The organism is Vibrio pomeroyi (assembly GCA_041879425.1).
Taxonomy (GTDB): domain Bacteria; phylum Pseudomonadota; class Gammaproteobacteria; order Enterobacterales; family Vibrionaceae; genus Vibrio; species Vibrio pomeroyi_A.
This window is the reverse complement of sequence record CP090854.1, coordinates 2,854,919-2,869,748: the sequence shown is the minus strand read 5'-3', so window position 1 is coordinate 2,869,748 and position 14,830 is coordinate 2,854,919. Positions and strand designations below refer to the sequence as shown.

Below are 14,830 nucleotides of genomic sequence, written 5' to 3'. Positions count from 1 at the left end.
AAAGGTTACTCTTCTCTATAAAGCAAAAAGGTGCGATTTCGCACCTTTTCTACTTGTGAATTCCCCTGTTGATTGCTAAAACATCACCTCTTATTTGTTTTATCCATAAAAGACTTCATGACAACAAATCATCAAAGCGGGACAACAACACAGCGTAAAACTGTCGTTGTTAAACTGGGTACCAGTGTCTTAACTGGTGGAACATTGGCATTAGATCGTGCTCACATGGTTGAGCTGGTTCGTCAATGTGCTGAATTAAAAAAACAAGGCCACTCTGTGGTTATGGTTTCGTCTGGCGCAATTGCAGCAGGACGTGAGCACCTTGGTTACCCCGCACTTCCCAACTCAATGGCGAGCAAACAGTTGCTTGCGGCAGTTGGGCAAAGCCAGTTGATTCAAGTTTGGGAGTCTTTGTTTGCTATCTATGGCCTTAAAATTGGCCAGATGCTACTGACTCGTGCTGATCTTGATGATCGCGAGCGTTTTTTGAATGCACGTGACACGATCAACGCACTCGTTGAACACGACATTATTCCGGTCGTAAATGAAAACGATGCAGTAGCGACCAACGAAATTAAAGTGGGCGACAACGATAACTTGTCGGCACTGGTTGGTATTTTATGCGGTGCGGATAAGCTTTTACTGCTAACTGACCAAAAAGGCCTGTTTACGGCTGACCCTCGTAAAGATCCGAATGCTGAGCTCATCAAAGAAGTGAAAACGATTGATGACACACTGCGCAAGATCGCAGGCGGCAGCGGTACAACGTTGGGTACTGGCGGCATGGCAACAAAACTGCAGGCGGCGGATATTGCTCGTCGTGCCGGTATTGAAGTTATTATTGCAGCAGGCAGTGCTGAAAACGTGGTGTTCGACTCACTGAGTGACAACCCACAAGGCACACGTTTCCTACCGTTAGCTGAAGCGCTTGAAAACCGTAAGCGTTGGATTTTAGCTGGCCCTGCTTCAGCAGGCGATATTGTGGTCGACGATGGCGCAGTAAACGCCGTTAACACCAAAGGCAGCAGCTTGTTGGCAAAAGGGGTTATTCGAGTTCAAGGCGAGTTTTCTCGTGGTGAAGTCACCCAAGTCACAGACAGTAAAGGCAAGGTAGTGGCGCGTGGTATCGCTAGCTATTCAAGCCAAGACCTAGCAAAAATAGCAGGCAAGCACAGTAAAGATATTGGCGACATTCTTGGTTACGATTACGGGTCAGAAGTCATTCACCGTGACGACCTTGTTGTAATCCAAGAATAGCTCGTGATGAGAAGGCGAATCGCCTTTTTGCATCCAAAGACAGACAGAATTTAGGGAGAGTTAAACGTGGATTTAACTAACATGGGTATCGCAGCAAAAGAGGCTGCTTTCCACCTAGCGACCGCATCTACGGCGCAAAAGAATAAAGCATTGGCGATCATCGCTGATGAGCTAGAAGCAAACGCAGCAACGATTTTAGAAGCGAACGCGAAAGACATCGAATTAGGTCGCGAAGCGGGTTTAACTGACGCACTGCTTGATCGTCTACTTCTTAATGAAGAGCGCTTAACAGGCATTGCTAACGATGTTCGTAACGTGATTAGCCTGAATGACCCGGTAGGTAGCGAGATTGACAGTAAAGTACTGGAAAACGGTATGTCACTGTCTCGTCGTCGTGTACCACTTGGTGTGGTTGGTGTTATCTATGAAGCGCGTCCTAACGTAACCATCGATATTGCTGCACTGTGTCTGAAAACAGGTAACGCAAGCATCCTACGTGGCGGTAAAGAGACCTTCTTCTCGAACATGGAGCTGGTTAAAGTAATCCAGTCTGCACTAGAGAAAGCGGAACTTCCTGCGGCTTCAGTTCAGTACATTGAGAAACCGGATCGTGAATTAGTATCTCAATTGCTTAAACTGGACGACTATGTGGATATGATCATCCCTCGTGGTGGCGCTGGTCTGCACAAGATGTGTAAAGAGAACAGTACTATTCCAGTTATCATCGGTGGTTTCGGTATCAGCCATATCTTTGTTGATGAGAGTGCTGATCTTGAGAAGTCTGTTGATGTGGTTGAAAACTCAAAAGTTCAACGTCCATCTGCATGTAACTCATTGGATACGCTGTTAGTGCATGAAGCGGTTGCTGAAGCTTTCCTTGCTAAGCTAACACAGCGTTTAGCAGGCAAAGTAACCTTGGTTGCTGACTCGAGTGCAAAATCATTGCTCACTGGTTTTGAAGACCAACGTGATGCGGTTGAAGGCGACTTTGATACTGAATGGCTAAGCTACACGCTGGGCGTGAAAGTGGTTGCGGACGTTGCAGAAGCGATTGACCATATGCGCGTACACAACGCGAGTCACTCAGACGCAATCATGACTAACAGTCTAGAAAGCTCTGAGCGCTTCATTAACTCGGTAGGTTCTGCTGCGGTTTACGTGAATGCATCTACTCGCTTTACTGATGGTGCACAGTTTGGTTTAGGTGCAGAAGTGGCGGTATCTACCCAGAAACTGCATGCTCGCGGACCAATGGGTTTAGAAGAACTGACAAGCTACAAATGGGTGGGCAAAGCGAACTATTTAGTTCGAGGTTAACGTTCTCGTTAATTTTCCTCCTCAGCTCATTTAGAAATTGCTATCGCGTAGCAATAATCAATGAATCACCACACAAAAGGGCCTTAATTGGCCCTTTTTCTTTCCTAACGTTTGGCAATTCCGTTACACTGATATTCAATTATTTGGAGGTGATATGCATTGTCCTTTTTGTTCAGAGAACGACACTAAAGTAATCGATTCAAGACTGGTAGCCGATGGCCATCAGGTTCGTCGTCGCCGTCAATGCCTTGCATGTAGCGAACGTTTTACTACGTTTGAATCGGCAGAACTTGTGATGCCTAAAGTCATTAAGTCGAATGGAAACCGCGAACCATTTAATGAAGATAAAATGGTCGGTGGTGTTCAGCGCGCCCTAGAAAAACGCCCAGTGAGTGCTGATGCAATTGAACTTGCGATCAGTACGATTAAGTCACAACTCCGTGCAACTGGTGAGCGTGAAGTACCAAGCGAGATGATCGGTAATCTTGTGATGGGCCAATTGAAAGAATTGGATAAAGTGGCGTACATCCGTTTTGCCTCTGTTTACCGCAGCTTTGAAGACATCCGAGAGTTTGGCGAAGAAATCGCTAAATTAGAGGACTAACCCCTCAATCATGTCTAATTTTACTCCCCTAGATTTTCAAATGATGTCGCGTGCTATTCAATTAGCGAAACGCGGCATTTACACCACTGCGCCAAACCCAAATGTGGGCTGTGTCATCGTACAAACCGATGGTCAGATTGTTGGTGAAGGTTTTCATGCTAAAGCGGGCGAACCTCATGCTGAAGTGCATGCCATGCGAATGGCCGGTGATAAGGCAAAAGGCGCAACAGCTTACGTTACGCTAGAACCTTGTTCTCATTATGGTCGAACGCCGCCATGTGCTGAGGGTTTGATTAAGGCTCAAGTTTCGAAAGTGATTTGCGCCATGCAGGACCCAAACCCTAAAGTCGCAGGGCGTGGCATCAACATGCTACGTGATGCGGGTATTGAGGTTGAAATCGGTTTGCTTGAGCAAGATGCTCTCGATTTGAATCCTGCATTTATCAAGCGTATGCAAACAGGCATGCCTTTTGTTCAGCTTAAGATGGCAGCCAGCCTTGATGGGCAAACTGCATTGGCAAATGGTCAAAGCCAGTGGATCACATCGCCAGAAGCGCGTCGTGATGTTCAGAATTATCGAGCAAAGTCCGGTGCGGTGTTATCAACTAGCCAAACGGTGATTGAAGACAACGCATCGCTGAATGTTCGTTGGGCTGAATTACCAAGCAGCGCTCAAGCTAATTACGCTGAAGACGAGCTACGTCAGCCGATTCGCGTGATTCTTGATCGCCAAAATGAGCTGCGTCCTGAGCTCAAGCTATACCAATCGCCAACACCCGTATTAAGAGTCGCAGAGGCATCGGCTGATATAGAAGTCGGCACTACTGAGACAGGTCAGCTAGATTTGCACGATCTGATGCGCCAATTACCTGCCAATCATATCGACCATATTTGGGTCGAAGCGGGCGCCACGTTGGCAAAAAGCTTGATTGAAGCACAGCTGGTGGATGAGCTAATCCTCTATTTAGCACCTAAACTTATGGGCAGTGACGGACGAGGTTTGATGGGCGCATTAGGGCTCACCTCAATGTCTGATGTGATTGACCTAGAAATTAAAGATGTTCGACAGGTTGGTGTGGATATTCGCATCGTAGCGAAACCCGTATTTCGAAACCGAACGTAACGAAACGATAGTGGAAACAAATCCGCTCACTAGATACATGTCGTTGACAACAAAAAGAGTTTTAAAATGTTTACAGGAATTGTAGAAGCCGTAGGTACATTGAGTGCAATCACTCCCCGCGGAGAAGACATCACCGTAACGGTTAACGTTGGTAAGCTTGATATGGCTGACGTTCAGTTAGGCGATAGTATCGCTACCAATGGTGTTTGTTTGACGGTTGTTGAGTTCAACGACCACAGCTACAGTGCAGACCTTTCGCTTGAAACCCTGAAAAAAACGGGTTTTGTCGATTACCAAGCAGGCGACAAGGTGAACCTAGAGAAAGCGATGCTACCGACGACTCGTTTCGGTGGTCACATCGTATCGGGTCACGTGGATGGCGTGGGCGAGATTGTTGAGCGTAACCAAGTTGGCCGTGCCATTGAGTTCTGGGTAGAAATGCCGGCTGAAATCTCAAAGTACGTAGCTCAAAAAGGTTCGGTAACTGTTGATGGTATTAGTCTTACCGTGAACGATTTACGTAAGAATGCATTCAAGCTGACGATCGTTCCTCATACCTCGTCAGAAACCACCATCGACCAATTCAATGTCGGTCGTAAAGTGAATTTAGAAGTCGATGTGCTAGCACGCTACATGGAGCGTCTACTTCAAGGCCAACAGCAAGAGTCTGAGCCTGAATCTCGATTGACGATGGAATTCTTACAGCAGAATGGTTTTGCCTAATCGTTGAGACAAAGTGCGTTAAGCATCACTTTGTAAAGCGAAGCAATATCATCAGGTTTAAATAGTGTCGGTTCTAGGAAGCAGAACCATTTCAAAGGATATAGAACAATGCCAATTAGTACTCCTCAAGAAATTATTGAAGACATTCGCCTAGGAAAAATGGTTATCCTGATGGATGATGAAGATCGCGAAAATGAAGGCGATCTGATCATGGCAGCAGAACATGTTACGCCAGAAGCTATTAACTTCATGGCGATGTACGGCCGTGGTTTAATCTGTCTAACGCTGACTAAAGAGCGCTCAAGCCGCATGGGTCTTGCGCCTATGGTTCAAGACAACAATGCCCAGTACACAACAAACTTTACGGTTTCGATTGAAGCTGCTGAAGGTGTGACGACGGGTATCTCTGCATCAGATCGTGCTGTTACGGTTCAAGCTGCAGTAGCGAAAGATGCAAAAGCGGCTGACCTTGTACAACCTGGTCATATCTTCCCACTAACAGCGCAAGACGGAGGTGTTCTGACTCGCGCTGGTCACACAGAAGCAGGTTGTGATTTAGCTCGTCTAGCAGGCTGTGAACCAGCATCGGTTATCGTTGAGATCCTTAATGACGACGGCACTATGGCGCGTCGCCCTGATCTTGAAGTGTTTGCTGAAAAGCACGACATCAAGCTAGGCACGATTGCTGACTTGATCGAATATCGTAACAACACAGAAACCACGATTGAGCGTGTTGCACAGTGCCACCTACCTACTGAGTTCGGTGACTTTGAACTCGTGACTTACCGTGACACTATCGATAATCAAATCCACTACGCAATGCAAAAAGGCGACCTAACGGGCGAAGCTCCACTGGTTCGTGTTCACCTGCATGATACCTTCACCGATCTACTTCATTCTGATCGTGGTACTGAACGTAGCTGGTCGCTAGATAAAGCGATGAAGCGTATTGGCGACGAAGGCGGCGTGTTGGTGATTCTTGGCAACGAAGAGTCGTCTGATTCTCTGATCCACAAAGTGAAGACGTTCGAAGCTCAAGATAAGAACGAACAACCAACGATGGCTAAGAAGCAAGGTACTTCGCGTCGTGTTGGCGTAGGCTCTCAGATTCTACAAGACCTTGGCGTTCATGATATGCGTTTATTGTCTTCAAGCACTAAGCGTTACCATGCACTAGGTGGTTTTGGTCTTAACGTGGTTGAATACGTTTGTGAGTAACCACTCACATATTGATTTGTAGCAACACAATCAATGATGACTCTGATTGCTCTTTTGGTTATGAATTAGGCCAAAAGAGCACAGTCGCTAAGCTTAATTTTTCGTGCGTTAAATGCAGATGCTTAGCGACTTGTTGTTCCTATACGCTTGGGAGCAGCACTGCGTTATCATCTTTACATCTCCGGTGTCTGTTCTGCTAAATTAGCATTAGATATTGCTCACAGTTTTGTGCTAGAATCCGGCGATTCTCACTTGATGAAAATAGTTAAAGGAAGGCTTATGAAAGTGATCGAGGGTGGCTTCCCAGCGCCAAATGCAAAAATTGCTATCGTTATTGCTCGTTTCAACAGTTTTATTAACGAAAGTTTACTTTCTGGTGCAATCGATACTTTAAAGCGTCACGGACAAGTAAGCGAAGACAACATCACTGTTGTTCGTTGCCCTGGTGCAGTTGAACTTCCACTTGTAGCGCAGCGCGTTGCAAAAACAGGTAAGTTCGATGCGATTGTATCTCTTGGTACAGTAATTCGTGGCGGTACGCCTCATTTTGACTATGTTTGTAGTGAATGTAATAAAGGTTTGGCACAAGTGTCTCTGGAATACTCTCTTCCAGTAGCGTTTGGTGTTCTTACTGTTGATACGATCGATCAAGCTATTGAACGCGCAGGAACCAAGGCTGGTAATAAGGGTGCAGAAGCAGCACTTAGCGCACTTGAGATGATCAACGTTCTTTCTGAAATCGATTCCTAATGGGGGCCAGTGTGAAACCAGCCGCACGTCGTAACGCACGTCAATTTGCTCTACAAGCAATTTATTCTTGGCAAATTACTAAAGAAAATATTGCTACCGTTGAAGAACAGTTCTTATCTGGTGGTAAGTATGATGAAGAAGAGCATCATGCTGCAGAACCTGCACTTGCTATGCCAGAAACAGACGTTGCATACTTCCGCGACCTGCTAACTGGTGTTGCTCTTAGCCACATGGAACTTGATAGCAAGCTTCGTCCATTCGTATCTCGTCCTATGCAAGATCTGGATCTGATGGAACTAGCGCTTCTACGTTTAGCTATGTACGAGATGACTCGTCGCGAAGATGTACCATACAAAGTGGTTATCAACGAAGCTATCGAACTTGCGAAAGTATTCGCAGCAGAAGACAGCCATAAGTTTGTTAACGGTGTGCTTGATAAAGCTGCACCGCACGTTCGTAAGAAATAAGACGTTCGTATATTGAATCTAAAGGTCAGCTTTTATGCTGGCCTTTTTTGTAACTAAATTTCTGTAATACCAATAATTACAGTGATTTTTATGAAGACTAAAGATAGGGCATGTGATGTCTGGCGAATTTAACCTGATTGAAAAATATTTTGTAAATCGACAACCACAACGTAAAGACGTACATCTGGCAGCAGGCGATGATTGTGCTTTGGTTAAAGCACCGAGCAATGTTGAGATAGCGATCAGCACGGACACCTTAGTCGCGGGCACTCACTTCTTAGCGGAAGCGAACCCGGCTTGGGTCGCACACAAGGCCTTGGCGTCTAACATTAGCGACCTTGCTGCTATGGGCGCGACACCTGCATGGGTTTCATTTGCGTTAACCATGCCGGAAGTTGATGAAGCATGGCTTGCCCCATTTTGTGATTCATTTTTCAAACTGGCTGACTACTTTGGTATCCAACTGATTGGTGGAGACACTACCAAAGGCCCGCTGAGCTTGACGCTTACTGTGCAAGGCTTTGTTCCAGAAGGTCGAGCGCTACGCAGAGATGGTGCGAAGGTTGGTGATTGGATTTACGTAACCGGTAATCTGGGCGACAGCAAAGCTGGGCTAGAGGTGTTATTGAACCCTGAACAGAACAAAGCTAAGCCTTATGCTCTTGAGCTTGAAGAGAGGCACTACATCAGCTCTCCACGAGTGCTAGCAGGGCAGGCGCTTGTGAACCTTGCTTCGTCCGCGATTGATATTTCTGATGGTGTGATTGCTGACCTCAAGCATATCCTGAAGCGTTCAGAAGTTGGTGCAAGCATTGATGTGAGCACGTTGCCTATTTCTCAAGAGTTACGCCAGTTTGCACCTGATATTACTGCAGCGCAGCAGTACGCATTGACCAGTGGTGAAGAGTATGAGCTTTGCTTTACTGTGCCGGAAGAAAATAAAGGTTCACTGGAAAGTGCTTTGTCACACACTGGAACAAAAGTCACCTGCATTGGCCAGATAAGACCTGTAGAATATTTTGAATTACACAATAATGGTGAACCATTAAGTTGGAGCTTAACTGGTTACGATCACTTTAAGGTTAATTGATGACAAACCCACTATCTGCAATCTCTCTTAAAAACCCTTGGCACTTATTAGCAACGGGGTTTGGCAGTGGCTTATCGCCTATTATTCCAGGAACCATGGGCACGCTTGCGTCTATTCCGTTGTACTTATTGTTGGTTCAATTGCCTTTCCCGGTTTATGTTGCCATCGTTGTGGTAAGTTGCATTATTGGTATCAAGATCTGCCAAGTCACATCTGATGATATGGGCGTACATGACCACGGTTCTATCGTATGGGACGAGTTCGCCGGCTTTTGGATCACTATGGCCCTAGTGCCAATGTTGAACATCCCTGCTGATGATTGGAAATGGCTGTTAACTGGCTTTGTGCTATTCCGTTTCTTCGACATGGTTAAGCCTTGGCCAATTGGTTGGTTAGATGCTCGAGTTCATGGCGGTTTAGGTATCATGATTGATGATATCGTGGCGGGTATTATGGCGGCGATTTCGCTGTATGCTGTGGCGCATTTTGCAGGTTGGCTAGTTTAAGAATAAGGCTGTATTTGCTATAAAGATTTAGATATAACGGCTTAAGCTAAAAGTTAAAAAAACAAGGGATTACAATGTCTAAGAAGGTTTACTGCATCGCTCAATTTCAGCCAAAAGAAGGCAAACTGAACGAGCTGTTCGAGGTTTTAAAATCACTGGAGCCAAATACTCTACGTGAAGATGGTTGTATTCAATACACAGTAACTCGTCACATTCAGAGCCCGTTTGCTGAAGGTCAGAGTTTCCCAATTGCTTTCAATGAAATCTGGGCAAATAACGAAGCGTTTGAAGCGCATTGCCAACGCCGTGAGATTCAACAGTTTTTCCAAGAGCAGTGTGTTGAAGAGACTGGCTTAGTTGAGAACTTCAATGTTGCTATCTACTCTGATGAACCAGAGAACTATGATGCACCTGTACTTAAGCCTTGTTGCTAAGCTGGCTTAATTGCTATTAACTACTAAGCTAAACAGCTAAACAGCTAAACAGCTAAACAGCGAATAGTTTATCAGTTAGCAGATACTAAAAAGGTTGACCCTAGGGCCAACCTTTTTTGTTTATCGCTTATGCAGTTTACTTACGAAAGCTATTTAGCAAGGTAGTCAGAGATAGATTTCTCAATACCTTTCGCATCTAAGCCAAGCTCTTCATGCAGCTCGCCTTGAGTACCTTGAGCAATAAACTTGTCTGGCAGACCAAGGTTCAACACTGGCATTAGCAGCTTCTCTTGCATCAAGAACTCAATTACACCCGCGCCCGCACCACCTGCGATGGCGTTTTCTTCGATAGTAACCAGTACATCGTGGTCAGCAGCAAGTTGTTTGATCAGAGCTTCGTCTAGCGGCTTCACAAAACGCATATCTGCAACCGTCGCATCAATAGCGTCAGCGGTTTGCAGTGCGCTCTCAAGGAAGGTACCAAAGCTTAGGATAGCGACTTTCGAGCCATCTTTTGCTTTCGCACTTTCACGAACGATACGACCTTTACCAATCTCAAGCGCAGTAAACTCACTTTGAATTTCAGTACCCATGCCATTACCACGAGGGTAACGAACGGCACTTGGACCTGTGTGTTGGTGGCCTGTGTATAGCATTTGGCGACATTCGTTTTCATCGCTTGGTGCCATGATCACCATGTTTGGAATACAACGCATGAAGCTTAGATCGAACGCACCTTGGTGTGTTTGACCATCGGCGCCGACAAGACCTGCACGGTCAATCGCAAACATCACCGGTAGATCCATGATAGCCACATCGTGGATCAGTTGATCGTAGCCACGTTGCAGGAACGTCGAGTAGATAGCTACAATCGGCTTATCACCCGCAATCGCCATACCAGTTGCTAGCGTCACAGCGTGCTGCTCTGCAATTGCAACATCGAAGTATTGCTCTGGGTATTCTTTCGAGAAACGCACCATGCCAGAACCTTCACGCATTGCTGGCGTGATCGCCATTAGCTTAGGATCTTGCGCGGCCATATCACACAGGAAGTCGCCAAAAATCTTAGAGAAAGTTGGTTTAGAGCTGGTGCTCTTAGGCAGACTTGAGTGTGCAGGATCGAACTTAGGTACACCGTGGTAGCCAATTGGATCTTTCTCTGCTGGCTCGTAGCCTTTGCCTTTCTTGGTCATGATGTGCAGGAACTGAGGGCCTTTAAGGTCTCTCATGTTCTTCAGCGTTTTAATCAACTCATTCACATCGTGCCCGTCGACCGGACCAATGTAGTTAAAGCCTAACTCTTCAAACATGGTGCCAGGAACAACCATGCCTTTTAGGTGTTCTTCTGTACGACGAACGAGCTCTTTAATCGGCGGAACGCCAGATAGCACTTTCTTGCCGCCCTCACGAATAGACGTGTAAAGACTGCCAGAAAGAACTTGAGCTAGGTGGTTGTTCAGAGCACCTACGTTTTCAGAGATCGACATCTCGTTATCGTTAAGGATAACCAGCATGTCATTGTGAATATCGCCTGCGTGGTTCATGGCTTCGAATGCCATACCTGCAGTAATCGCGCCGTCACCAATCACACTCACGACTTTACGATTCTTGCCTTCTTTCTTCGCACTGATTGCCATGCCGAGAGCAGCACTGATCGATGTTGAAGAGTGACCAACAGAAAGCGTGTCGTATTCGCTCTCTTCACGCCATGGGAATGGGTGTAGTCCATCTTTTTGACGGATAGTCGACAAGCGGTCACGACGACCAGTAAGAATCTTGTGCGGGTATGCTTGGTGGCCAACATCCCAAACCAATTGGTCAAAAGGCGTGTTGTACACGTAGTGCAGAGCTACTGTTAGCTCTACCGTACCTAAGCCTGACGCTAAGTGACCACTTGACTGGCTCACTGAGTTAAGAAGATAGGTGCGTAATTCATCACAAAGCTGTGTTAGCGTCTCCTTCGGAAGAAGACGCAAATCCTCTGGCTTATCAGCCAAAGCAAGAGTTGGGTACTTTGATATATCAAGAGTCATAGGTAATGCGCGCTTATTGTCTTAGTTCTTGCGCTCGATGACGTATCGGGCGAACTCTTCGAGTAACTGGGTATTGTATGGGATTGCAGCTAAAGCTTGAAGCGCTTCCTGTAGCAGAGATTGCGCTTTTTCTTGAGCGCCCTCTAAACCTAACAAAGAAGGGTAGGTGCTTTTGTTTAAATCTTGGTCAGAACCCTGTGGTTTACCCAACGTTTCAGTGTCGCTAGTAATATCTAAGATATCGTCTTGAACTTGGAAGGCTAACCCGATGGCATCGGCGTACTTGTCTAATTGAGGCAGCACTTCAAACGCTTTCTCACCAGCAGCAAGTGCACCTAAACGAATCGCACTCTTCATCAGAGCGCCCGTTTTATTGCGGTGAACTTCTTCCAGTTCTTCTAGTGTGACAGCGCGGTTTTCTGCTTCAATATCAAGCGCCTGACCAATACACATACCTTGAGCACCAGAGGCTTCAGCTAGGCGTTGAATCATTCGAACGCGATTGCTTTCCCCGTCAGCACTTAATGTGCCTTCCGCAAGTATAGTAAACGCGAGAGTTTGTAGTGCATCGCCGGTTAAAATTGCGGTCGCTTCATCGTATTTGATGTGACAAGTCTGATGGCCACGACGCAGTTCGTCGTCATCCATTGCTGGAAGGTCGTCGTGAATCAGAGAATAGGCATGAATACATTCGACTGCAGAGGCTGGAGTATCGAGCTCTTCAGCGGTACAACCGAGCATGTCCCCTGTAATGTAGACAAGAAATGGACGTGCGCGTTTACCGCCTAAAAGTAATCCATAACGCATCGCGTTGATAAGATTCTGATTTTGGTGTGGTAGGCGATCAAGCCAAAGGTTCAATTGCTCGTTATTACGTGCTTGATAAGACAATAAAGTCTCGATCATAGGGGATCTCATACAATTCGTTATTCAGGTTGTGGGTTAAAGTCACTCAGCTCTGCATTTTCATCATTTTGCAGTAGGATGCTAACACGTTGTTCAGCATCGTTTAGTTTACTTTGACCGGCACGAGCGAGGGAGATGCCTCGTTCGAATTTTTTCAGCGCATCATCTAAAGCTAGATCACCATTTTCTAGTTGATCAACCAAGCCATCAAGCTCTTCGATTGCTGCTTCAAAGCTCATATTTTCAGGTTTCTTAGTAGCCATAATAAATCTGCGTTTGGAAAGATGAACGAACGTTACCCTAGGCCGCTGATATGGTCAAATGTAACCAATAAATTTTGCTAGAAAGTTCGTTTTTAAGAGGCTTCAAGCCACTTTCATTGAATAACCCCACCTTTATCGAGTTTATGACTGGCTGATAAGAGCAAAGCGGGTAATAGTTGTGATTCAAAAACCAAAAGTGTGATACTTAGGCCAAGAATTTACTAAAAGATCTTATAGTCTTGCCGATAAAAAGATTATCGTCGACATAGAGCTACAAAAAAGCATGAGGAGTGCTCAGTGGATTTAGCAACCCTAATAGGTTTGATTGGTGGATTTGCCTTTGTAATCATGGCAATGATCCTAGGTGGAAGCCTCGGGATGTTCTATGACACGACATCCATTTTGATCGTGGTTGGTGGTTCAACATTTGTTGTTCTAATGAAGTTCACCATGGGGCAGTTCTTTGGCGCGACCAAAATTGCCGGCAAAGCATTTATGTTTAAAGCCGATGAGCCTGAAGATTTGATCGCGAAAGTGGTTGAGATGGCAGACGCTGCTCGTAAAGGTGGCTTCTTAGCACTTGAAGAGATGGAAATCAGCAACAGCTTCATGCAAAAGGGCATCGACTTATTGGTGGATGGCCATGATGGTGATGTGGTGCGTGCTGCACTCCAAAAAGATATCGCATTAACGACAGAACGTCACGAGCAGGGCGCGAAAGTGTTCTCTGCATTCGGTGATGTTGCCCCTGCAATGGGTATGATTGGTACCTTGGTTGGTCTGGTAGCCATGCTTTCGAACATGGATGATCCTAAAGCGATTGGTCCTGCGATGGCGGTGGCACTTTTAACCACACTATATGGTGCGATTCTTTCGAACATGGTGTTCTTCCCAATCGCCGATAAACTTGCGCTGCGCCGTGACCAAGAGACACTCAACCGTCGTTTGGTGATGGATGGCGTGTTAGCGATTCAAGATGGCCAGAACCCACGAGTTATTGATGGTTACCTCAAGAGCTACCTGAATGAAGGTAAGCGCACGATTGATGGTGAACCGGCGTAAGAGGAGTTTAAGATGGATGAAGAGAATCCATGTAAATGTCCTCCTCCGGGGTTACCTCAATGGATGGGGACATTTGCTGACTTGATGTCACTGCTGATGTGTTTCTTCGTACTGCTGCTCTCATTCTCTGAGATGGACGTACTGAAATTTAAACAGATCGCGGGCTCGATGAAGTTTGCGTTTGGCGTACAAAACCGCTTAGAAGTAAAAGATATCCCGAAAGGGACCAGCATTATTGCACAAGAGTTTCGCCCTGGTCGTCCAGAGCCGACACCGATCGATGTGATCATGCAGCAAACCATTGATATTACTCAGCAGACGCTGGAGTTTCATGAAGGTGAATCTGAGCGCGCTGGTGGCACCATGCGTGACCAAGGCAAGATGACCGGAGGCAAGTCGCCAGAGGTTTCGACTCACGACAATCAAAACTCTGAGTCAGACCAACAACAACAACAGGCTGAAGCTCAATCGCAAGAGATGGAAACCTTGATGGAGAGCATCAAGAAGGCGTTGGAACGAGAAATCGACCAAGGCGCGATTGAGGTTGAGAATCTTGGTCAACAGATTGTGATTAGAATTCGTGAGAAGGGCGCATTCCCGTCGGGTTCTGCTTTCTTACAGCCTAAGTTCCGACCTCTGGTGAGACAGGTGGCGGAATTGGTTAAAGATGTTCCGGGTATTGTTCGAATCTCAGGGCACACCGATAACCAAAGACTTGATTCTGAGCTGTATCGTTCGAATTGGGACTTATCATCACAGCGAGCAGTATCTGTTGCTCAAGAGATGGAAAAGGTTCGCGGGTTCTCTCATCAACGCTTGAGAGTACGCGGTATGGCCGACACAGAGCCTGTAGAGCCAAACGATACTGAATGGCAACGCAGCCTAAACCGCCGCGTAGAGATCAGCATCATGCAGGGTGAGCCGCTATACAGTGACGAAGTCCCAGCTATCTCTCAATAGTATCGAGATCTGAGTTATATCGAGTGATTAAATAAACCAGAAAGCCCAACCTTATGATGAGGTTGGGCTTTTTATCTTTTCGTTAGTTCTTAGCTGATCATTATGTTGTGCATCCAT

General features: G+C 46.1%; 16 protein-coding genes. 13 read left to right on the top strand and 3 right to left on the bottom strand.

Translation table 11 applies throughout. The features are described 5' to 3' along the window. The first annotated feature begins 72 nt into the window (after positions 1–72). The 11 genes from proB (at position 73) to L0992_12490 (ending at position 9,489) form a co-directional block, all read left to right on the top strand. Complete coding sequence (gene proB / locus L0992_12540) at positions 73–1,257, top strand: glutamate 5-kinase (GenBank protein ID XGB66542.1); 1,185 nt, start codon at positions 73–75, stop codon at positions 1,255–1,257. Positions 1,258–1,323: 66 nt separating this feature from the next. After that, on the top strand, positions 1,324–2,574 hold the full coding sequence (locus L0992_12535; GenBank protein ID XGB66541.1) for a glutamate-5-semialdehyde dehydrogenase: 1,251 nt from the start codon (positions 1,324–1,326) through the stop codon (positions 2,572–2,574). 154 nt (positions 2,575–2,728) lie between these two features. Then, a complete protein-coding gene (gene nrdR, locus L0992_12530) occupies positions 2,729–3,178 on the top strand; it encodes a transcriptional regulator NrdR (GenBank protein XGB66540.1) in 450 nt (149 codons plus the stop codon). Positions 3,179–3,218: 40 nt separating this feature from the next. Next, positions 3,219–4,301: a bifunctional diaminohydroxyphosphoribosylaminopyrimidine deaminase/5-amino-6-(5-phosphoribosylamino)uracil reductase RibD gene (gene ribD, locus L0992_12525; protein ID XGB66539.1), complete on the top strand. Its 1,083-nt coding sequence runs from the start codon at positions 3,219–3,221 to the stop codon at positions 4,299–4,301. Positions 4,302–4,367: 66 nt separating this feature from the next. Then, the gene (locus tag L0992_12520) at positions 4,368–5,024 is read left to right on the top strand and encodes a riboflavin synthase (protein ID XGB66538.1); all 657 of its coding nucleotides are present in this window, start codon (positions 4,368–4,370) and stop codon (positions 5,022–5,024) included. A 108-nt stretch (positions 5,025–5,132) separates the two neighbouring features. Continuing rightward, a complete protein-coding gene (gene ribB / locus L0992_12515; protein XGB66537.1) occupies positions 5,133–6,242 on the top strand; it encodes a 3,4-dihydroxy-2-butanone-4-phosphate synthase in 1,110 nt (369 codons plus the stop codon). 279 nt (positions 6,243–6,521) lie between these two features. Next, entirely contained in the window at positions 6,522–6,992 is a 471-nt protein-coding gene (gene ribE / locus L0992_12510) for a 6,7-dimethyl-8-ribityllumazine synthase (protein XGB66536.1), read from the top strand. Next, positions 6,992–7,459, top strand: coding sequence for a transcription antitermination factor NusB (nusB, locus tag L0992_12505; GenBank protein XGB66535.1), 468 nt, complete (start codon positions 6,992–6,994; stop codon positions 7,457–7,459). The genes ribE and nusB overlap by 1 nt, the downstream gene beginning before the upstream one ends. Before the next feature lie 115 nt (positions 7,460–7,574). Beyond that, positions 7,575–8,549 (top strand): thiamine-phosphate kinase, encoded by a 975-nt coding sequence (gene thiL / locus L0992_12500; protein ID XGB66534.1) that lies wholly within the window; start codon positions 7,575–7,577, stop codon positions 8,547–8,549. After that, positions 8,549–9,055: a phosphatidylglycerophosphatase A gene (gene pgpA, locus L0992_12495; GenBank protein ID XGB66533.1), complete on the top strand. Its 507-nt coding sequence runs from the start codon at positions 8,549–8,551 to the stop codon at positions 9,053–9,055. The genes thiL and pgpA overlap by 1 nt, the downstream gene beginning before the upstream one ends. 74 nt (positions 9,056–9,129) lie before the next feature. Then, on the top strand, positions 9,130–9,489 hold the full coding sequence (locus L0992_12490; GenBank protein ID XGB66532.1) for an antibiotic biosynthesis monooxygenase: 360 nt from the start codon (positions 9,130–9,132) through the stop codon (positions 9,487–9,489). A 149-nt stretch (positions 9,490–9,638) separates the two neighbouring features. Here the strand turns inward: L0992_12490 and dxs are convergent, their stop codons facing one another. Genes dxs through xseB form a run of 3 tightly spaced genes read right to left on the bottom strand, consistent with a single transcriptional unit; the run spans position 9,639 to position 12,691 of the window. Further along, on the bottom strand, positions 9,639–11,522 hold the full coding sequence (dxs, locus tag L0992_12485) for a 1-deoxy-D-xylulose-5-phosphate synthase (protein ID XGB66531.1): 1,884 nt from the start codon (positions 11,520–11,522) through the stop codon (positions 9,639–9,641). Between the two features lie 21 nt (positions 11,523–11,543). After that, entirely contained in the window at positions 11,544–12,428 is an 885-nt protein-coding gene (ispA, locus tag L0992_12480; GenBank protein ID XGB66530.1) for a (2E,6E)-farnesyl diphosphate synthase, read from the bottom strand. 20 nt (positions 12,429–12,448) lie between these two features. Beyond that, positions 12,449–12,691, bottom strand: coding sequence for an exodeoxyribonuclease VII small subunit (gene xseB, locus L0992_12475; GenBank protein ID XGB66529.1), 243 nt, complete (start codon positions 12,689–12,691; stop codon positions 12,449–12,451). A gap of 297 nt (positions 12,692–12,988) precedes the next feature. Between xseB and pomA the strand changes: the two genes are divergently transcribed. Both pomA and L0992_12465 read left to right on the top strand, forming a co-directional pair. Beyond that, entirely contained in the window at positions 12,989–13,753 is a 765-nt protein-coding gene (pomA, locus tag L0992_12470; protein XGB66528.1) for a flagellar motor protein PomA, read from the top strand. Positions 13,754–13,765: 12 nt separating this feature from the next. Continuing rightward, positions 13,766–14,713, top strand: a complete 948-nt coding sequence (locus L0992_12465) for a flagellar motor protein MotB (protein ID XGB66527.1) — start codon at positions 13,766–13,768, stop codon at positions 14,711–14,713. The last annotated feature ends 117 nt before the right edge of the window (positions 14,714–14,830 follow it).

Excerpts from the sequence above, each read along its gene's own strand:
- nrdR (XGB66540.1), top strand. The coding sequence starts at position 2,729 with ATGCATTGTCCTTTTTGTTCAGAGAACGACACTAAAGTAATCGATTCA.
- ribD (XGB66539.1), top strand. The coding sequence starts at position 3,219 with ATGATGTCGCGTGCTATTCAATTAGCGAAACGCGGCATTTACACCACT.
- L0992_12520 (XGB66538.1), top strand. The coding sequence starts at position 4,368 with ATGTTTACAGGAATTGTAGAAGCCGTAGGTACATTGAGTGCAATCACT.
- ribB (XGB66537.1), top strand. The coding sequence starts at position 5,133 with ATGCCAATTAGTACTCCTCAAGAAATTATTGAAGACATTCGCCTAGGA.
- ribE (XGB66536.1), top strand. The coding sequence starts at position 6,522 with ATGAAAGTGATCGAGGGTGGCTTCCCAGCGCCAAATGCAAAAATTGCT.
- nusB (XGB66535.1), top strand. The coding sequence starts at position 6,992 with ATGGGGGCCAGTGTGAAACCAGCCGCACGTCGTAACGCACGTCAATTT.
- thiL (XGB66534.1), top strand. The coding sequence starts at position 7,575 with ATGTCTGGCGAATTTAACCTGATTGAAAAATATTTTGTAAATCGACAA.
- pgpA (XGB66533.1), top strand. The coding sequence starts at position 8,549 with ATGACAAACCCACTATCTGCAATCTCTCTTAAAAACCCTTGGCACTTA.
- L0992_12490 (XGB66532.1), top strand. The coding sequence starts at position 9,130 with ATGTCTAAGAAGGTTTACTGCATCGCTCAATTTCAGCCAAAAGAAGGC.
- dxs (XGB66531.1), bottom strand. The coding sequence starts at position 11,522 with ATGACTCTTGATATATCAAAGTACCCAACTCTTGCTTTGGCTGATAAG.
- ispA (XGB66530.1), bottom strand. The coding sequence starts at position 12,428 with ATGATCGAGACTTTATTGTCTTATCAAGCACGTAATAACGAGCAATTG.
- xseB (XGB66529.1), bottom strand. The coding sequence starts at position 12,691 with ATGGCTACTAAGAAACCTGAAAATATGAGCTTTGAAGCAGCAATCGAA.
- L0992_12465 (XGB66527.1), top strand. The coding sequence starts at position 13,766 with ATGGATGAAGAGAATCCATGTAAATGTCCTCCTCCGGGGTTACCTCAA.